This window comes from Nocardia sp. NPDC059236 (assembly GCF_042754085.1).
Classification (GTDB): Bacteria; Actinomycetota; Actinomycetes; order Mycobacteriales; family Mycobacteriaceae; genus Nocardia.
The window spans coordinates 1-17,852 of record NZ_JBHZAF010000039.1 but is presented as its reverse complement, the minus strand read 5'-3'; the positions used below and the strand labels follow the sequence as shown (position 1 = coordinate 17,852).

General features: G+C 66.4%; 17 protein-coding genes. 13 read left to right on the top strand and 4 right to left on the bottom strand.

Translation table 11 applies throughout. The features are described from left to right. Nucleotides 1-174 precede the first annotated feature (174 nt). Entirely contained in the window at nucleotides 175-1,086 is a 912-nt protein-coding gene (locus tag ACFXIV_RS45970; RefSeq protein ID WP_379403961.1) for an NADP-dependent oxidoreductase, read from the top strand. Here ACFXIV_RS45970 and ACFXIV_RS45965 read toward each other — a convergent pair. Further along, nucleotides 1,083-1,952 (bottom strand): AraC family transcriptional regulator, encoded by an 870-nt coding sequence (locus ACFXIV_RS45965; RefSeq protein WP_379403962.1) that lies wholly within the window; start codon nucleotides 1,950-1,952, stop codon nucleotides 1,083-1,085. The two genes, ACFXIV_RS45970 and ACFXIV_RS45965, sit on opposite strands and share 4 nt — an antisense overlap. 134 nt (nucleotides 1,953-2,086) lie before the next feature. Here ACFXIV_RS45965 and ACFXIV_RS45960 point away from each other — a divergent pair, with 134 nt between their 5' ends. Further along, on the top strand, nucleotides 2,087-3,139 hold the full coding sequence (locus ACFXIV_RS45960; RefSeq protein ID WP_379403963.1) for a saccharopine dehydrogenase family protein: 1,053 nt from the start codon (nucleotides 2,087-2,089) through the stop codon (nucleotides 3,137-3,139). 21 nt (nucleotides 3,140-3,160) lie between these two features. Here ACFXIV_RS45960 and ACFXIV_RS45955 read toward each other — a convergent pair whose 3' ends face one another. Together ACFXIV_RS45955 and ACFXIV_RS45950 are read right to left on the bottom strand one after the other, a co-directional pair. After that, entirely contained in the window at nucleotides 3,161-3,826 is a 666-nt protein-coding gene (locus ACFXIV_RS45955) for a TetR/AcrR family transcriptional regulator (protein WP_379403964.1), read from the bottom strand. Further along, the gene (locus ACFXIV_RS45950) at nucleotides 3,810-4,955 is read right to left on the bottom strand and encodes an acyl-CoA dehydrogenase family protein (RefSeq protein WP_379403965.1); all 1,146 of its coding nucleotides are present in this window, start codon (nucleotides 4,953-4,955) and stop codon (nucleotides 3,810-3,812) included. The genes ACFXIV_RS45955 and ACFXIV_RS45950 overlap by 17 nt, the downstream gene beginning before the upstream one ends. Nucleotides 4,956-5,142: 187 nt before the next feature. Between ACFXIV_RS45950 and ACFXIV_RS45945 the strand changes: the two genes are divergently transcribed. The 11 genes from ACFXIV_RS45945 to ACFXIV_RS45895 all read left to right on the top strand — a co-directional run bounded on the left by ACFXIV_RS45945 (nucleotide 5,143) and on the right by ACFXIV_RS45895 (nucleotide 16,386). After that, nucleotides 5,143-5,436: a hypothetical protein gene (locus ACFXIV_RS45945; protein WP_379403966.1), complete on the top strand. Its 294-nt coding sequence runs from the start codon at nucleotides 5,143-5,145 to the stop codon at nucleotides 5,434-5,436. Nucleotides 5,437-5,551: 115 nt separating this feature from the next. Next, nucleotides 5,552-7,012, top strand: a complete 1,461-nt coding sequence (locus ACFXIV_RS45940; protein ID WP_379403967.1) for an SDR family NAD(P)-dependent oxidoreductase — start codon at nucleotides 5,552-5,554, stop codon at nucleotides 7,010-7,012. 294 nt (nucleotides 7,013-7,306) lie between these two features. Then, nucleotides 7,307-8,083: an O-methyltransferase gene (locus ACFXIV_RS45935; protein WP_379403968.1), complete on the top strand. Its 777-nt coding sequence runs from the start codon at nucleotides 7,307-7,309 to the stop codon at nucleotides 8,081-8,083. A 19-nt stretch (nucleotides 8,084-8,102) separates the two neighbouring features. After that, the gene (locus tag ACFXIV_RS45930) at nucleotides 8,103-8,483 is read left to right on the top strand and encodes a DUF2784 domain-containing protein (protein WP_379403969.1); all 381 of its coding nucleotides are present in this window, start codon (nucleotides 8,103-8,105) and stop codon (nucleotides 8,481-8,483) included. A gap of 988 nt (nucleotides 8,484-9,471) precedes the next feature. Next, nucleotides 9,472-9,903 carry a hypothetical protein gene (locus ACFXIV_RS45925; RefSeq protein WP_379403970.1) on the top strand — a complete coding sequence of 144 codons (432 nt, stop codon included), beginning with the start codon at nucleotides 9,472-9,474 and terminating at the stop codon, nucleotides 9,901-9,903. After that, nucleotides 9,900-10,961 carry a tyrosine-type recombinase/integrase gene (locus ACFXIV_RS45920; protein ID WP_379403971.1) on the top strand — a complete coding sequence of 354 codons (1,062 nt, stop codon included), beginning with the start codon at nucleotides 9,900-9,902 and terminating at the stop codon, nucleotides 10,959-10,961. The genes ACFXIV_RS45925 and ACFXIV_RS45920 overlap by 4 nt, the downstream gene beginning before the upstream one ends. A gap of 361 nt (nucleotides 10,962-11,322) precedes the next feature. Beyond that, the gene (locus ACFXIV_RS45915) at nucleotides 11,323-11,931 is read left to right on the top strand and encodes a hypothetical protein (protein WP_379403972.1); all 609 of its coding nucleotides are present in this window, start codon (nucleotides 11,323-11,325) and stop codon (nucleotides 11,929-11,931) included. 205 nt (nucleotides 11,932-12,136) lie between these two features. Next, complete coding sequence (locus tag ACFXIV_RS45910; protein ID WP_379403973.1) at nucleotides 12,137-13,453, top strand: amidoligase family protein; 1,317 nt, start codon at nucleotides 12,137-12,139, stop codon at nucleotides 13,451-13,453. Nucleotides 13,454-13,482: 29 nt separating this feature from the next. Then, nucleotides 13,483-14,091 carry a class II glutamine amidotransferase gene (locus ACFXIV_RS45905; RefSeq protein WP_379403974.1) on the top strand — a complete coding sequence of 203 codons (609 nt, stop codon included), beginning with the start codon at nucleotides 13,483-13,485 and terminating at the stop codon, nucleotides 14,089-14,091. Nucleotides 14,092-14,416: 325 nt separating this feature from the next. Further along, nucleotides 14,417-15,622, top strand: a complete 1,206-nt coding sequence (locus ACFXIV_RS45900) for an amidoligase family protein (RefSeq protein ID WP_379403975.1) — start codon at nucleotides 14,417-14,419, stop codon at nucleotides 15,620-15,622. Continuing rightward, complete coding sequence (locus ACFXIV_RS45895) at nucleotides 15,610-16,386, top strand: hypothetical protein (protein ID WP_379403976.1); 777 nt, start codon at nucleotides 15,610-15,612, stop codon at nucleotides 16,384-16,386. Before ACFXIV_RS45900 ends, ACFXIV_RS45895 begins: the two co-directional genes overlap by 13 nt. Nucleotides 16,387-16,791: 405 nt before the next feature. Here ACFXIV_RS45895 and ACFXIV_RS45890 read toward each other — a convergent pair whose 3' ends face one another. Continuing rightward, nucleotides 16,792-17,709 (bottom strand): IS3 family transposase, encoded by a 918-nt coding sequence (locus ACFXIV_RS45890; protein WP_379403977.1) that lies wholly within the window; start codon nucleotides 17,707-17,709, stop codon nucleotides 16,792-16,794. Nucleotides 17,710-17,852: the final 143 nt, after the last annotated feature.

Here is a 17,852-nt window from a genome sequence, read left to right as displayed (position 1 = left end):
CGGTCCGGGCCGCGATCCGCACTCTCACCGGTGACCTGGGTACTTTTCGGTGCCTACTGGCCGCGCGCCCGGGCGCCGGCCTACGGTGATTCCACGCCCTGCACCGCCGGTCACCCGGCGCGGCGGCGTTCCACCGGTGGACCTTCATTCCTTCGCAGTCACAGGAGCATTCCCATGCGTGCTGTTGCTTTCTCCCGTTTCGGCGGTCCGGAGGTCCTCGACCTGATCGACACCCCCGTACCCGTCCCGGGACCGGGTGAGGTGCTGGTGAAAATCGCTGCCGCCCCGGTCAATCCGATCGATATCGGGGCGCGGGCCGGGGCGTTCGCCGCGCTGCTGCCCGCGCGCGACCATTACGTGCCCGGCGTCGAATTCTCCGGCTGGATCGAGGCGGCCGGTCCGGGTGTGGCCGATGCCGAGCCGGGGCGGCCGGTGGTCGGGCTGATTCCGTGGCTGGCCACCTTCGACGGCGCCTACACCGAGTATGTGACGATCGCGGCCGAGCTGGTCGCCGCCGCCCCGACCGGCGTCGATCTGACCGCCGCGGCGACCCTGCCGCTCAATGCGATCACCGCGGACCTGGCCGTGGCGGCGGCCCCCGGAGCCCGGGTGCTGGTGACCGGCGCGGCCGGCGGTGTCGGCGGATACGCGGTGCAGTTGGCCGCGGCACGGGGCGCGACGGTGATCGCCGTGGCCGGGCCCGGGGACGAAGACCTGGTGAAGTCCCTGGGTGCGAGCGAATTCGCTGCGCGCGGTGAGGATCTGACGCGGCGTGTGGGCGCGGGCAGCGTCGACGCCGTCATCGATGCCGCGCTGGTGGGTGCGTCGCTGCTGCCGCTGGTGCGAGACGGCGGCGCGTTCGTGGCGTTGCTGCCGCCGGTGACCCCGCCCGCCGAGCGCGGGATCACGGTGACGACGGTCCAGCAGGCCCCCGACGGCCGCCGCCTGGCCGACCTGGTGGATCTGGTCGAGGCGGGCACGCTCACGCTGCGGGTCGCGGAGACCTTCCCGCTGGCCGAGGCCGCCGCCGCGCACGCCCGCTTCGAGAAGGGCGGCCTGCGCGGGCGGCTGGTGCTGCTCCCCTAGGCGGCCTCGGGTCGGCCCTGGGCGCGGAATTGTCCGGGCGCCACCCCGAATTCGCGTTTGAATGCTTTGGCGAACGCGTATTCGGAGGTGTAGCCGGACTTTTCCGCGACCACCCGCAGCAGGGCGTCGGACTCGCGCAGCAGCCGCGCCGCGCAGGTCATGCGCCACCAGGTCAGGTAGGTGAGCGGGCCGGTGCCGAGGGTGGCGGTGAAGCGTTGCGCGAACACCGAGCGCGACACCCCGGCGCGGGCCGCGAGGGACTGCACCGTCCACGGTGCGCCCGGCTCGGCGTGAATGGCCTGCAGGGCGGTGTGCACGGCCGGATCTCGCAGTGCCGCAACCCATCCGGTGCCGGTGGGGTGGGCGTCGTGCCAGGCGTGCAGCATGAACAGCAGCAGCACCTCCAGCAGCGGCGCGATAGCCCCTGACCCGTCCTGGGTGTCGAGCTCGTGGCCGAGCAGATCGATGGCGGCACGCAACGGGCTGTGGTGGCCGACGCGGGCGGGCAGGTGGATCACATCGGGCAGTTCCGCCAGCGCGGGGTGCGCGCGCGAATCGTCGAGAAAATAGGCACCGCACAGCAATACGGTCTCCGCGCCGGACTCGCCCGCGGTGCGTGCGGGTTCGGGACTGTCGGCGATGGCGTGTCCGCGGCTGCGCGGCATGAACGCCACGTCACCGACCTGCAGGTGCACCGGTTCCCCGCCGTCGGGCAACAGCCAGCACGAACCCTGCAGCACCACATGGAATCCCGCGCTGTTGCCCTGCGCCGGGAAATGCGTGCGCCAGGGCGCGTGCTTGACGGTCCGGTTGGAGTGCGGGGTGCCCAGCCGCATCGCGGCGACCGCGTCGCTGAGAATGTCCACCGCCCAACCGTACCGGCCATTCCACCGTCACCGGACGATCGGATATCGGGACCGGACTTTCGAGCATGGATCGTCCGGATCGTGATCCATAGCGTGAACTGCGAGCCGATAGAGCGGCTCGCACCCTTCACTCGATGGAGTTGTCTCCCATGCGTATTGCCGTGCACGGCGCCAGCGGTTTCACCGGTTCCCTCGTCGTGGCCGAGCTCGTCCGCCGCGACCTCACCCCGGTCCTGGTCGGCCGCGACCCGGACCGCCTGCGCCGCATCGCCGACCAGGCCGCGATCCCGGACGCCGAGATCCACGTCGCCCACCTCGAGGACACCGCTGCCCTCACCGTCGCGTTCGCGAGCACCGACGTGGTGATCAATGCCGCCGGACCCTTCACCCTCTGGGGCGAACCGGTCGTGCGCGCCGCCATCGCCGCCCGCCGCCCCTACATCGACACCACCGGCGAGCCCGCCTACCTGCACAAGATCCTCACCACCTACGACGAACCCGCGAAACAGGCCGGGATCGCGGTCGTTCCGGCCGTCACCGACGACGGCGTGCCCGGCGACCTCATCGCCGCACTGACCGCCGCCCGCCTCACGGCCCCGATCGGCGAGGTCGTCATCGCCGACCTGCGCCGCCCCGGCGCCGCATCCCGGGGCACCGCACGCTCGATGGCCGCCATCATGGTCGCCGAACAGATCGAATACCGGTCCGGCAGCTGGCAATCGGTGCAAGAACCCTCGTCCACGATGTTCGAGCCCGGCGAGACCGAACCGGTGCCGGTCAGCACCATCGCCCTGCCCGGCGTCTACACGATCCCCCGCCACATCCAGACCCCGCGCGTGCGCGGCGTGATCCGCGGCGAGGTCGGGGACCTGTTCGCGTCCTTGAATTCCGAAGTCGCCGAAACCCTTCCGGAAGTCCCCGACCCGGCCGCGCTCGACGCCGCCCGCTGGTTCATGCTCGCCGAGGCCACCGGCGTGGACGGCCGCCGCGCCCGCGGCTGGGTGACCGGGTTCAACGCCTACGCCTCCACCGCGGTCATCGCCGTGGAGGCCGCGCGCCGGCTGGTCGCCGACGGCGCCCCGGCCGGAACCCTCGCCCCGGCACAGGCCTTCGACGCCGCGAGCTTCCTCGACCACCTCGCCACCACCGGGGTGACCTGGCAGGTCGAGGAGCTCGCCGCCGTCTGAACTCCGTGCCCCGCACGGGAATCAGTGCCCGGCGTCGACCTTCGGGAAGGTGTCGCTGACCAGCGTGAGCAGCGCGTCCGCGAGCAGGTGGTGCACCTGCTCGCGGCTCAGGCTGCCGCGCACGATCCACTCACGCCCGGCCGCCTTCACCAGCCCGCCGTAACAGCGCACCAGCGCCCGCAGCTCGGCCGAGTGCAGCGACTCGCTCAGCCCCATCATCTGGACCATGCGGTCGGCCGCGGCATAGTCGGCCTCGTCGAGGATGCGCTGCACCTCGGGGTCGTCGCCGACGCCCTCGTGCCCGGTGACCTTGACCCACGTGCTGCCGTGCTCACCGATGGTGTCCAGCAGCCACGAGACGCTGGCGTCCACCCGCTCCCGGGTGGTCCCGGCGGGCACGATCATCTTCTCCGGCCGCGGCAGCGTCACCATCCGCCGCACCACCGCGAGATACAGGTCCCGCTTGTTGCCGAAGTAGTGATTGATCAGCCCGCGCGCCACCCCGGCCCGCTGGGCCAGCTCGGCGGTGGACACGGCCGCGTACGGGCGTTCGCCGAACATGTCGATGGCGCAGGACAGGATCTGCGCCCGGCGTTCGTCGGGTTCGAGCCGGCGACGGCGTGATGGCGCGTCCCCCGCGTCCGCGGACGCGGGCGGCTCGATGTCGATATCAGAGTGAGCGGGCAATGAGATCCTTCATCACCTCGTTGGCTCCCGCGAGGATTCGCAGGACCCGAGCGCCGGTGTACAGCTGGGAAATCGGGTATTCGGTCATGTATCCATAGCCGCCGAAGAACTGCAGGCAGCGATCCACCACATTACCGAGTTGGTCGGTCAACCAGTATTTCGACATGGCAGCGGTGGGGATATCCAGCTCACCACGCAGATGCTTGACGATGCAGTCGTCGAGGAACACGCGCCCGACCTTGGCGATGGTCGCGCACTCCGCCAGCTCGAAACGGGTGTTCTGCATGGCGAACAGCGGCTTGCCGAACGCCTCGCGGCCCTTGGTGTAGTCGACGGTCAGCTCGACCGCCTTCTCCGTCATCGCCACCGCCATGATCGCGGTGACCAGGCGTTCCTGGGCCAGCATCTGCATCATCTGATAGAAACCCTGGCCCTCGGCCGCGCCCAGCAGGTTCGACACCGGCACGCGCAGGCCGTCGAAGAACAGCTCGGCGGTGTCCTGCGCCTTGCCGCCGATCTTGGACAGGATGCGGCCGCGGGTGAAACCCGGAGTGTCGTCGCCCACTTCGGCGAAGATCAGCGAGACACCGGCCGCGCCCAGGGTGGGGTCGGTCTTGCAGGCAATGATGATGCCGTCACACAGCCACCCGTTGGAGATGAAGATCTTCGAGCCGGTGATGACGTACTCGTCGCCCTCACGCACCGCGCGGGTCTTGATGTTCTGCAGGTCCGAGCCGGTCCCCGGTTCGGTCATGCCGATCGAGAGCACCATCTCACCACTGGCCGCCTTCGGCAGCACCCGCTTCTTGAGTTCCTCGGACCCGAACTCATGAAGGTAGGGCGCGATGATCGAGGAGTGCACCGACATGCCCAGTGAACCGTCACCGCAGTGCGCCTGGGCCTCGATGATCGCCGCCTCGTGGGCGAAAGTGCCACCGCCACCACCGTATTCGGACGGGATGGCCGCGCACAGCAGGCCCAGTTCACCGGCGCGGTTGTAGAGCGCGCGGTCGGGGTGCCCCTGAGCGATGAACTTCTCCTCGTGCGGAATCACCTCCTTCTCGAAGAAGGTGGTCGCCAATCCTCGTACCGCCTCGACCTCGTCGTCGCTCCATGCGGGGCGTGCCATCGTCCGTTCCTCGCTTGCCTGAAAAGGGTGCGCCTGAGCGCCTCGCCCCTCAGCGTGCACGCCTATTGGCGGTGTGTCAACAATGCGTCATCAATCGCCCGACCGGGACTGATTCACCTCGGCCAAGGTCGAGAAGAGCGCCGTGCCCGCATCCGCCTCGATCCCCTGCCGCCGCAGGAACCCATCGATGAGCCCCCACACCAGCTCCGTCGCCCGCTCCACGAACACCCTCGCCGCCATGATCCCCGTCGCCCTCGCCCAGGAGCACGAGGGCCGCACCCGCGTCCTGACCCTCATCGACGACATGGACGACATCGCCGAATTCCTCACCGCCCTCACCCCCGACACCCCGGACGCGGTGTGGCAGGCCCTCATTCAGGTCCGCGACGACATCCCCGCCCGCCTGCAAACCCGGCTCGCCGAACGCGCCCGCGACGACGACGCCGGCGACCTCGCACCCCTCGGCGCCACAGCCAACTGACCGCACCCCACCCCACAACGCCCCGCCCCGCAACGGCCGGGCGTTTCCCACATCCGGCCCTTTGAGACAATGGCTCGTCCACCACCCCGCGCACGAAGGATCACCACAGCTTCCGATGGCCGAGCAGAACACCCCGGCACCACAGTCCGACGCACCGGCCATCGACCCCGGCGACCTGGCCATCTGCCTGCGCGTCCTCGAACAGGCCGGACAGCTCGACAAGGAACATCCGGACTCCGTCACCGTGCAGCGGGCCGTCGCGCACATGTTCAAGACTTTCAAGCGCAACAAGCGCATCGCCACCCGCGACGCCATCTCCGAAGCCGACCGCGAAGTCGTGGCCGCCACCGCCACCGGCTCACCCAACCGCATCGACGACGAAACCGCCGGGATCCCGATCAGCTCCACCACCACCGGAGCCAGCGCCGGAACCCTGCTGCGACCGCGCCCCTGCTACATATGCAAACAGCGCTATACCCGCGTGGACGCCTTCTACCACCAGCTCTGCCCCGACTGCGCCACCAAGAGCCACACCAAACGTGACGCCCGCACCGACCTCACCGGCAAACGCGCCCTCCTCACCGGCGGCCGCGCCAAGATCGGCATGTACATCGCCCTGCGCCTGCTTCGCGACGGCGCCCACACCACCATCACCACCCGCTTCCCCAACGACGCCATCCGCCGCTTCGCCGCCCAGCCCGACAGCGCCGACTGGCTGCACCGGCTCCGCATCGTCGGCATCGACCTCCGCGACCCCGCCCAGGTCGTCGCACTCGCCGATGACATTGCCGCACAAGGCCCACTCGACATCCTCATCAACAACGCCGCGCAGACCGTGCGCCGCACCGCCGGCGCCTACAGCGCCCTGGTCGAAGCCGAGAACGGGCCCCTGCCCGCGGGCGAACTGCCCGACGTGATCAGCTTCGGCAAGACCATGCAGGCGCACCCCACCGCACTCACCGCCTCCCTCACACCCGACCTCACCGCAGCCGACATCACCGACCTGGCCCTGGTCGCCGGATCGGCCACGCCGGAACGGATTTCGCAGGGCGTCGCCATCGACGCGGGCGGACTCGTCCCCGACCTCGCCCACACCAACAGCTGGGTCCAGACCGTCGGCGAGGTCGACGCCACCGAACTGCTCGAAGTGCAGCTGTGCAACTCGGTCGCACCGTTCATCCTCATCTCCCGGCTGCGCCCGTCCATGGCCGCGGCGTCGGCCCGGCGCAAGTACGTGGTGAATGTGTCCGCCATGGAAGGCGTTTTCGCGCGCGGCTACAAGGGCGCCGGCCACCCGCACACCAATATGGCCAAGGCCGCACTCAACATGCTGACCCGCACCAGCGCGCACGAGATGTTCGAGGGCGACAAGATCCTGATGACCGCCGTCGACACCGGCTGGATCACCGACGAGCGGCCGCACTACACCAAGATCCGCCTGGCCGAGGAAGGCTTCCACGCACCCCTCGACCTGGTCGACGGCGCGGCCCGCGTGTACGACCCGATCGTCCGCGGCGAAGCCGGCGACGACCTGTACGGGTGCTTCCTCAAGGACTACGAACCCTCCAACTGGTAACTCACCCCTCCTGGGCCTGACCGGCCCCTCCCCTCTTGGTTGTTTTTGAGGGTGATGGGGCTGGTACAGGACCTTTTAAACGAGAATGCGATTCATGTTTAGATGCGCATATTTCCGTATCGATATGTTCAATTTGCGATTCAACGACGTCACACCGGTTCAGGCCGTCTTCCTAGCCGAAGGAGACTCCTGATCCGTGCTCCGGCCCCTCTCGTACAGCACCCCGCCCTACCCCAACGTCCCAGCGCAGGACCATAATCGACGCACTCCCCCACTACGAGAACGGACGATCTCATGAGTGGAAAATCCTTGGCCACCACGCTGCGGGAACGACTGCCGTTCCTGCGCTGGTCGGTGATTCGATTCGCTTTGGGCGGGCCGACTTTCATGCGGACCGGGCAGGTGGGCGATGGCCGCGAGGCCGCCGCCCGGGATTACGTACTCACCCAATCCACCGCGGGCGATCCGGACAGCGTGCTCGCCGCCTACGACGGCTTCGCCCGCACACAGAGCATGCTGGTGAACGTCGGGGACGAGAAGGGGCTGATCCTCGATGCCGCCGTGCAGCGGGCCGCGCCGAAATTGGCGCTAGAGCTGGGCGGTTACTGCGGGTACAGCGCGGTCCGGATCGGGCGGGCCCTCTCCCCCGGGGCGCGCCTGGTGTCGGTGGAGCTCAACCCCGACAATGCCGAGATCGCCCGGACCCTGCTGGCACATGCCGGGCTCGCCGATCGGGTGAGCGTGGTGGTGGGAATGATCGGCGACGGCGGGAAGACGGTCGAGCGGCTCGCGCACGAGCACGGATTCGGCTCCGGCGCACTCGATTTCGTCTTCATCGACCATGACAAGAGCGCATACCTGCCCGATCTGCAGACCATCCTGGCGGCCGGCTGGCTGCATCCGGGCAGCATCGCGGTCGCCGACAATGTGCGTATCCCGGGCGCCCCGGAGTACCGGCGCTATCTACACGAGGCCGAGGGCGCGAACTGGCGGACCATCGAGCACGACACCCACGTCGAATACCAGTCGCTGCTCAAAGATCTTGTCCTGGAATCGGAGTACCTGGGCTGATCACTTCTATCCTGGGGTCATGGGCTACCGGCTGCTGGCCGACGCGACCGCGATCGTGCACTTCCTGTTCGTGGCCTATGTGGTGGTGGGCGGTTTCGTCGCCTGGCGCTGGCCGCGCACCATCTGGCTGCACCTGCTCGCCTTCGGCTGGGGTTTCAGCACGGTGCTGTTCACCATCGAGTGCCCGCTGACGAATCTGGAGAACTGGGCGCGGCATCGGGCCGGCGAGGCGGGCCTGCCCTCGAGCGGGTTCATCGACTACTACATCACCGGCGTGCTCTACCCCCGCAGCGCGCTGGAGGAGGTGCGGGTGCTCGTGGTGATCTGTGTCGTCGTGTCGTGGGTCGGGCTGGTGTGGTTCTCACGCCGCCGCGGCGCGAGAACCGCTGCGGCGAAGTGACACGTTTACGCAGCTAGAGACATCATTCTGCCCCGTTGTGGACTGAGGGTGCCAGCCCGATGGCCGGGTGATCCGGAGTTCCGGATCACCGCCGCAGGCCGCGGATTCGATATGCGGAGGCGTCACGGATCGGCGGCGCGCCGAAGGCCTTCCGTCCGTCCTGTGCCGTCCAGTCCGGCCTCTTCAGAGCTGTCTTGGCAACTTCTTGGCAAGATGGAAACCGCATCTGAGCTGGCCGAACAGAGACTCCGTGGCGAGTCCGCTCGTCTACCCCAACCACCGAATGGATGGGTCGACCTGTACAAGACCGGCAGCCCACGGTCAGCAAGCCAAGTCGAGTGCCAAGCGAGCAGTGCCGGGCGAGAAGCCGACGCTGGGGGCCCGTGATGCCGCATCACCTCCGAGTGGCCCGGGTAGGAGCCGAGCGAGAGCTGTTCGGGAGTTTCCGGTTTTCTACCAGGAGCGCCGGATCGTCCTGCACGGCAACAACCTCATGGCCGGCGAGCAGGCGGATTCAGTAGTCGCGCCCGACCCGACCGACTATGGCGAGCCCGCACCAGCTTGTTCCCGCGCGGCCAACTTGGCCACCAGCCTCTGGTCCAAACCTTCTGCGCGCAGATCCGGCAGGACCATCTCAGCAAACTCTGCCTGCCCTTCCTGACCAGACTCCAGGCCTGACTCCCCATTCACAGCGTGCCTGCCGGAGTGGCGCATTCCGAAGGCCCAATGGACCAATATGAGCTCGACGGGGAAGCAATCACGCCTGGGCGTCGACTCCCCGCCTGCTCCGCACGTGTTCAAGTCCCGCCTCGCGCACAAGATCGTGGCATGGGTGACACATCCGAGGAATGCGTGTTCGAGTGCGCTCGCACACGCGGAGGATGACCATGACGAACCCCTCTGACCTGCAACGATATCTGGCAGGTGTGACCCGAACCTCCGCTGCCGGCGCCGCGCTCGTGTGCCCGCGTCCGGACGGAGTCGCGCGATGATCCCCCTACTGGTGCCGCCGCAGGCACCGTTGCAGGAGCTGTTGCACGGCCCCATGATCGCGCCGCCGCCTCCCCCGCTTCGTCCGTCGGATCTGGCCTATGGGCTCTCGACGGTCGGCCATGGGGGCCGGATTGTGGACCGGCAGCTGTTCGCGGCGCTGGGCTGGTCCGAGGGCGACCTCCTGGGCCTGCGTACCGAGGGCGCGGTGCTGGTCGCCGAGCCGGGGACGGACGTGGTGCCGGGCGCGGCGATGGTGGTCCGTGCCGGTTTCGTCCGAGTCCCGTATCGCTGGCGGCGGCGGGTGAATCTGTTCCTCGGCGACCGGGTTCTGTTGCTCGCCAGCCCATCCCGCAAGCGTCTGGCTATCTATGCGCCGGTGGCGATCGCCGAGGTGTTCGGTCCTGTTCTAGACGGACTGTCCCGATGAGTGCGCCCGGCACCGCCACCGCGTCGGCGGGTGCGTCTGCGGAGACGGTGGCGGCGGCTCGGCTGTTGTTGTCGCAGATGGGCATCGCCCCCGCCGACCTGGTGGCCGGGTCCTCGGCACCGACGTTCGCCGAGGTCGTCCCGAAGGTCCGCACGACGCTGACACCGGGCACGTTGCGCACCTACGACACCCACCTGTCCTGGCTCGAAAAGCACTGGCCCGACTGCCGACTCGATGAGATCTCCAAGCTCGACCTCGAGCAGCGCGCGCGTGAGGTGCAGGCCAGCGCCCGTGCGAGCCGCGCGTCACGGGGCGGAGGTAGCGCGGTCGAGCATTTCGTCGGCGCGGTCCGCTGTGTGTATCGCTATGCCGAGGACAGCGGCTGGATACGGCGTGCGGACAATCCGGCCCGACAGGTGCCGAAACCTGCTCGTCAGCCCTCGCATCGCTACGCGATCCCGCCCCACCGGCTCGCCGAGATCTGCACAGCCGCGGCGACCTCCGGTGACGATCCGGAACTCGACTCACTCGTTCTGCGCCTGCATATCGAAACCGCCTGCCGCCGTGGCGGTGCGCTGGCTCTGCGCCCCCATGATCTGGACGAGGACCAATGCTTGGTCCTGCTGCGCGAGAAGGGCCAGACCGAGCGCTGGCAGCCGGTGTCACCGACCTTGATGCGTCACCTGCTCGCCCATGCCCGAGAGCGTGGTGCTCCTCGATCCGGGCAGCTGCTGCGCTATCGCAACGGTCGTCCGATCAGTTCCCGTCGATACGACTACATCTGGACGCGGGTCGGCGAGATCCTGCCCTGGGTGGCCGTTCAGGGCATCAGCATGCACTGGCTGCGGCACACCACGTTGACGTGGGTGGAACGCACCTTCGGTTTCGCGGTGGCCCGGGCCTATGCGGGACATAACGGCAAGGCAGGTGGCACGACCGCGACGTATGTGAAGTCCGATGTTCTCGAGGTCGCCGCCGCCCTATCGATCCTCACCGCGGAGCCACACCCGCTGGTGTCGAATGTGGACATGCACATCCGAGCCATCGACTCGAGGTGAGCGACCGACACCGCAACCGACCGGACGCATCCAGCGATCCGATCCCATCGCCACTGCCTCGGCCGGTTCGCCCGGCCGAGGCAGTGCCGTAGCGACGAACACCAACTCGACAGGACCGTCAACCGGTGAGAGAGGCTGTGTGGCACGGCAACTCGCTGCACTGCGCGGAGACGCACCCACACCACCCCAGTAGGGAGGCTCGACAATGACTTCCGATCCCTCGACGACGAATCCCTCTCGACAAGCCGCGTTTCGAGGTGTTCGATGGGTCCAACCATCGCATCACCGGGAACCAGCACAGGCGCTGTTGCGCGGCCACCGTCCACGTCGCGGCGCAGCCGCACCGGGACGGGACACCACCGTGGGAATCGACATCACCTGCCCGACGTGCGGGCACGCCGACCAAGTGCAGCGCGTTCCTGCCATCCGGGCAACCGGCACAACCACCGTTTACGGGCAGGACTACCACTCGGCCGTCGCCGTCAGTTCTGTGGGACTGATCCCGGTCATCGGTTCGACCGCGACCGACCGCACCTACTCGACCCGCCTTTCCAACTCGCTGGCGGTGGCACCCCTCACACGCAGTTCGGGCAAGCTAGTTCTCTTCGGTCTAATCCTCGCGATTCCCGCTCTCTTCGGGATTCTCTTCGCAATCATCAACTCCTCCGATCCCGAACTGACATCGTCATTGCCATGGTTCCTCGTAGCAAACTTCCTGTTCATCGGCGCGTTGGCCACTCCATCATTGGTCCTGTTCTGGATCGCGTCTCACAGAACTCGCCGAAATACTAGAATTTCCAAAGGAATCTCCGCCAGCAAACACATCTGGAGCGCCGGTTACTACTGCCATCGATGCGGTTACTGCTACTGGCCATATTCGATCACACCGGGAATACCGGCACGCCAATCCATCACCCCGGAAAACTATCGCCGGATTGTGTGGAGCGCGGGCGGATACGCCAACCTCTGACGATCTCGCAGTAGCCAAATAGTTCGGTTTACCAACGCGCGCCTAGAGTCCAGGTGGCGAGCCAATAAATCGGACATTGGCCCGTGCAGTCTGCCCGATGCCGCCCGGGCGGACAATTTATCAGCACAAAGATAGTTAGACCGCGATCAAAACCCCGCAATTCGCACCTCGGCAATCCACGCGGACCGCTTGTGCGTTCACCGCATTGAAAATCCGCGAACTGCCATTTGTTCGCGCCCATAATCTCCTCAGCCAAAGCCGCGACAGGAATTTCCTGTCGCGGCTTTGCTGTTCTTCGATCTGCTGGAAGGCGCCCCCGATGCCTGTCCCTGCATTTTCCCCTGCGCATTCGTGCGCGGTCTGTCAACCCACAATTTCTCCCGAGCAGGCACGAACGACCGGAAACGAGCCAGTCCCCCATTCGGCCACAAGCGCTCTGGCACGGTGCGATCGCTGCCGCGAACCCAGCCAGTATCTGGCCACGACCCTGGAATTCGGTCAGATCTGCCGCGCCTGCGCGTTCGGATGGTCGGAATGCGCCCGCTGCCGGTACACCACACCGAACGCATGGCGCACCGATACCGGCGAGGCGTGCCCCTCGTGTATCAACAGGTTTTTCGATCACTGTGGCGCATGCAGCCTTTACACAACCGAGACCCGCTATGTCTCGGGCGGCGCGCGCGTCTGTTACCACTGTGCGCAGAACTACAACTCGTGCGATCAGTGCGGCGCTTTGTTGCCAGACGGCACCGAGTGTGACAGCTGCGGATCGCGGGGCCGTATCTGGAACTACAACTACAAACCCGATCCTCGGTTCTTCGGTAATGGCCCGGTGTTCCTCGGGCTTGAGCTGGAAATCATTGTCCCCCGGCACAAGTACGAAGTGTGTGCGTCGACCGTTGGGGAATCCGTCGGGGATCTGGCGTATCTGAAGCATGATTCGTCGATCGAGCCGTCGGGTTTCGAACTGGTCACCCATCCCATGGAGTACCGGTACGCCGTCGAACAGTTCCCGTGGGAATTGCTCGAACAGCTCGAAGAGCTCGGCTGCCGCTCCGATCACAGCGTCGGTATTCATGTTCATGTCTCCCGCGACGGCTTCGACTCCGCAGCCCATATCTTCCGGTGGGCGAAGCTGATCTACCGCAATGAATCCCAGACCGTCGCGTTGGCGCGACGGCGATCGAGTTACGCGGCGTTCTCCCCGACCGCGCGAGCGCGGGTTAAACATACCGCCAAGGACGATCTGCTGCGGTTCGGGATGGACCGCTATCAGGCGATCAACCCGCACCCGCGCAAGAGCCTCGAGGTCCGGGTGTTCGCCGGATCTCTTGACCCCCAACAGGTTCAAGCGGCGCTGGCGTTCGTCGCGGCCACCGTCGAATACACCCGCGCCCTGACCTGCGCCCAGGTCGTCCGACACGGCGGCTGGGAATGGGAGCAATTCACGACGTGGGTCAGTCAGCACGAGGACTACGCGCCGCTGCGCGCGGAGATGGAGGCCCTCGAATGTGCTTGCTGACCTACTTCCCACCCGGTACGACGCCTGATTTGACCGCACTGCGGAACGGCGCGCGCGTCAACAAAGATGGTCATGGGTTCGCCGTCGTCACCGAGACCGGCCTTCTGGTGGGGCGCGGGATGGACGCCGAGGAGGTACTTGACGAGTTCGCTGTGGCCCGTGGCCGGTATCCGGATCGGCCGGCGCTGTTCCACAGTCGCTACGCCACTCACGGTGCGGTGAGCATCGACAACTGCCATCCTTTTCGGCTCGGCCGTGATCGGCGAACGGTGCTGGCACACAACGGGGTTCTGCCCAGGCGAGTACGGCCCGCTCCGTACGACCCCCGCTCGGATACGCGGATCGCGGCCGGAACATATCTGCCGCACATGCCTTTCGGGCCGCTCGATTCGACGCAGGGTCGTCGTGGACTGGAGTCCTGGCTGGGGGCAAGCAAACTCGTAATCCTCACCGTCGATCCCAGCTTCGCCCAGAACGCCTATGTATTCAACGAGTTGGCAGGAATCTGGGATGACGGGATTTGGTACTCCAATCCCGGCTACCGACCCGAACCGGAACCGGCACTACTGCGCGCACGGTCGTGGCTGTGCGTCTGCGAAAACTGCGGCGAGGTCGACTTCGGCCGACGCGGCCGCTAATGCGGGACCTGCGGTTGGTGTTTCCTGTGCGCCAATCCCTTCCCCCACTGCGACTGCGCACAACGCACCGGCACCGGCGTAACGCCGCGCCGGCAGACCATTCGCTGACACCTCTCCTGCCTTCGCCGCGAGCGTTGGTTGCCTCCTCCCACCGCTTCGCCTCCGCCGCGGAGCCATCACCGATACCCCTTCGCTGATCGAGTGATTCGCTCCCTTCCCCGAAACGACGGTGGTGTGCGCGATTCGCGCACCTCTGCCATGGGGGCCTCGATTCGTTCTCGCAATTTCTCTGCCCTCCCTCGATTCTCAGAGAGGTCCTACACCCATGCCCGAAATACTGGACACACTCGTTCTGTGCCGCACCTGTTCCGCGCGGATCCTTGACGATCCTCTCCTGGATGATCCCGCGGTCGAGTGCCAGGACTGCGATGAGCGTCCTGTCTGCGACGACTGCGGAGATCGCGTCGACGACATCCGCGAGACCGTCGATGACGGTGTTCTCTGCCCGAGCTGCGCGCGGCGCTGGTCGCCATGCGAATACTGCGAGCGCTACACCACTGCCGGCGAGGCGACCGTCAGCGGCGACATCGTCTGCGACAGCTGCCAGGACAACCACTACTGGCGCTGCTCGGATTGCCGTCTGTTGTCGCGCTATCTACGCAGCGTCGACAACGGCGACGAGGTGTGCCGCGGCTGCGAGGACCAGTACCGCGCATGCGACGACTGCGACTACCTGACCACCAGCGACGACTACTGCTCCTCGTGCTCCCGCGACCGCCGCGATGGCCGCATCCACGACTACTCCTACAAACCCGACCCGTACTTCCACGGCCACGGTCCGGTCTTTCTGGGATTGGAACTCGAGATCAAAACCCCGAGCCGCTCGCTCCAAGCCTGCGCCGAGATCGCGGCGGACTACCTCGGCGACCTGGGCTATCTCAAGGAGGACGGATCCATCGGCTACAACGCCGGATTCGAGATGGTCACCCACCCCATGAGCTACGAGTGGGCCATCGAAGAGTTCCCGTGGAAGATGCTGCACCAGTTACGCATTCGCGGCGCGTACGTAGATGACAATGTCGGCATCCACGTGCATGTCTCCCGAAAGGGATTCGACTCGCCCGCGCACGTGTACCGGTGGATGAAGTTCTTCTACCGCAACGAATCTCACGCCGTACGCCTGGCTCGCCGCCGCAGTAACGATTGGGCCAGCTTCACACCCGAAACCCGCGCCGGTATCGCCAAATTCGCCAAGGGTGAACGATTCGGCTACGGCCGCTACCAGGCCATCAACGTCTGCCCTGAAGAGACCTTCGAAGTCCGTATCTTCGCCAGTTCCCTGCACCGCCAACAGGTTCAAGCAGCGTTGGCGTTCATCGCCGCCTCGGTGGAGTACACCCGCACCCTCACCTCCGGAGACGTCGCGCGCCGACACGGCTGGGAATGGACCGCCTTCGTCACTTGGGTACGAGCCCACCCGATCTATCTGCCCTTGCTGGCGGAAATGGAGGCCCTTGAATGTGCATCCTGAGCTTCTACAAGCCCGGCATCACTCCGAATCTCGCCGCGCTGCGAGACGGCGCGCTGGCCAACCCGCACGGACACGGCTACGCCGTAGTCGCCGACGACCGCATCCTCGTCGGGCGAGGGCTCGACGCCGCCGCAGTGATCGAGGAGTTCGCGGCCGTGCGCGCCCGCTTCCCGGACACCCCGGCGTTGTTCCACTCCCGCTTCGCCACCCACGGCTACATCAGCGAACAGAACTGCCACCCCTTCGCCGTCGGCGGTGACGCCCGAACAGTGCTGGCGCACAACGGCATTCTGCCCGCGATCGTGCACCCCGCGAAAGGTGATCCACGCTCGGACACCCGTGTCGCCGCCGAGGACTTCTTTCCGCTGTACCCGTTCGGGTCGCTCGACTCCTGGGCCGGCCGCGCCGACCTCGAGCAATGGCTCGACGGCGACAAATTGATCCTGCTCACCGTAGACCCCCGCTACAAGCACACCGCGTACCTGTTCAACGAACACCACGGACATTGGAGCCGCGACGGGATCTGGTACTCCAACCACTCTTACCTGTGGCGTGAACCCGCCACCGACACCGACGACAAGGCTGAACACCACTTCTACGACTACTGCGACTACTGCGGGCAGTACGGACCCGAGAGCACCGGCCCGCATTGCCCAGCGTGCGGCTTCTGCGAGCAATGCTGGCACGAGTTCCCACACTGCGAATGCGAATTCCTTACCGGCACAGAACGATACGCCGAACTAACCTTCGTCGACATCGCCTAGATTCGAGATCCCAGCCGATCACACAGTCAGCGTCAGGATCAGTCGACACGGCAGCCCGCAGTCTCTCTCACCTGCACCACTTTCCGGTCCCCATGCAGCCAAAACAACCGCTGACGGTATACCAGTGCACCGGCAACGACCGGCGGGGTCCTGGCGGCCGGTGCCGTACGGCTACCTGAACCATCTCGCCAGCCTCGACGCGCGTCATCGCCGCCTTTGATGGCCCTCTGCGTGCGTTTCATAGCGGCTTGGTGATCCTCCCGTCCGGCTCCCACCGGCTCCGACTGTCACTGGTGCTATCCGACCCGCTACGCGGCTCTCACTGCGGTTCAAAGCGCCGACTTGCCAACCACTCACGCACATCGCAGGCCGCCCTGAGGTTCACCCCGAACGGTGGACAGTTGGTTAGGCAGCTTCCGTTGTGGCTGTCAGGGATTGCTCATAGCGCAGAGGGCTGAGCATTCCGATCGCGGAGTGGCGTCGAGTGCTGTTGTACCAGTCTATCCAATTGTCAACTGAGGCAACGAGTTCGGCCTTCGTTGGGTAGACGTGCCGGTAATAGTGCTCGTGCTTAAAACTCGACCAGAACGATTCGGCAGGACTGTTGTCCCAGCAGATCCCGGTCTCACCCATCGACCGCCGAAGCCCGTGTCGGGCACAGGCTTTCGCGGTAAGCCTGGCGGTGAACTCGCCACCGCGGTCCGAATGTAGCACCGTACCCTCGGGGCGGTAACCACGTGCGGCCACCGCTGCGTCGATGGCGGCGGTGACCATGTCAGCGCCGATATGGTCGGCGGTGATGTGGGCGAGCACGCGGCGGGAATGCCCGTCGCGGATCGCGCACAAGAACATGTCACCTTCTCCGCAGCTCAGATAGGTGATATCGGTCAACCAGACGGCATCGAGACGGCCCTGATCGAAGGTCCGGACCACCAGATCCGGCGGGAACGACGCGGCCGGATCGACCATCGTGGTGCGGACTTTGAAGGTGCGCGGGCTGATGCCCTCGATCCCGATCTCGGCCATGATCTTGGCGATGGTCTTGGCGGTGACCGTCTCGCCGCGCTCGCGCAGCTCCGCGGTGATCCGTGGTGACCCGTAGGTGCCGTGCGAGTCGGCGTGCACGTCGAGGACCTTCACCGTCAGGTCCGCACGTCGCTGTTGTCGCGAGGTGAGTTCTTTTGCAGCCCTGCGGTTTCGCCACTGATGGAAGCCAGATGCCGATACGTCCAGCAGGCGTGCCATGCGGGTGATGGAGAACCTGTGCGATGCCTGCCCGGTGCCGGCGATCTGGGTGACATCGGGGCAGGCGTACTTCGCCATCAGAGCGAACCGTTGCGGTTGTTCTGCATCGCGGCAAAGTACGCCGAGGGTCGAGTGGCCCGGGGGAATCGCACCCCCGGGCTCTCACAGAACCGTGCTTAACAGTCTCCCATTACACGGCTCCTACCATCCAGTCGCCATGA

Bases quoted from the DNA above. Each gene is read 5' to 3' on its own strand.
- ACFXIV_RS45970 (WP_379403961.1), top strand. From the start codon at position 175: ATGCGTGCTGTTGCTTTCTCCCGTTTCGGCGGTCCGGAGGTCCTCGAC.
- ACFXIV_RS45960 (WP_379403963.1), top strand. From the start codon at position 2,087: ATGGAGTTGTCTCCCATGCGTATTGCCGTGCACGGCGCCAGCGGTTTC.
- ACFXIV_RS45950 (WP_379403965.1), bottom strand. From the start codon at position 4,955: ATGGCACGCCCCGCATGGAGCGACGACGAGGTCGAGGCGGTACGAGGA.
- ACFXIV_RS45945 (WP_379403966.1), top strand. From the start codon at position 5,143: ATGAGCCCCCACACCAGCTCCGTCGCCCGCTCCACGAACACCCTCGCC.
- ACFXIV_RS45940 (WP_379403967.1), top strand. From the start codon at position 5,552: ATGGCCGAGCAGAACACCCCGGCACCACAGTCCGACGCACCGGCCATC.
- ACFXIV_RS45935 (WP_379403968.1), top strand. From the start codon at position 7,307: ATGAGTGGAAAATCCTTGGCCACCACGCTGCGGGAACGACTGCCGTTC.
- ACFXIV_RS45930 (WP_379403969.1), top strand. From the start codon at position 8,103: ATGGGCTACCGGCTGCTGGCCGACGCGACCGCGATCGTGCACTTCCTG.
- ACFXIV_RS45925 (WP_379403970.1), top strand. From the start codon at position 9,472: ATGATCCCCCTACTGGTGCCGCCGCAGGCACCGTTGCAGGAGCTGTTG.
- ACFXIV_RS45920 (WP_379403971.1), top strand. From the start codon at position 9,900: ATGAGTGCGCCCGGCACCGCCACCGCGTCGGCGGGTGCGTCTGCGGAG.
- ACFXIV_RS45900 (WP_379403975.1), top strand. From the start codon at position 14,417: ATGCCCGAAATACTGGACACACTCGTTCTGTGCCGCACCTGTTCCGCG.
- ACFXIV_RS45895 (WP_379403976.1), top strand. From the start codon at position 15,610: ATGTGCATCCTGAGCTTCTACAAGCCCGGCATCACTCCGAATCTCGCC.
- ACFXIV_RS45890 (WP_379403977.1), bottom strand. From the start codon at position 17,709: ATGGCGAAGTACGCCTGCCCCGATGTCACCCAGATCGCCGGCACCGGG.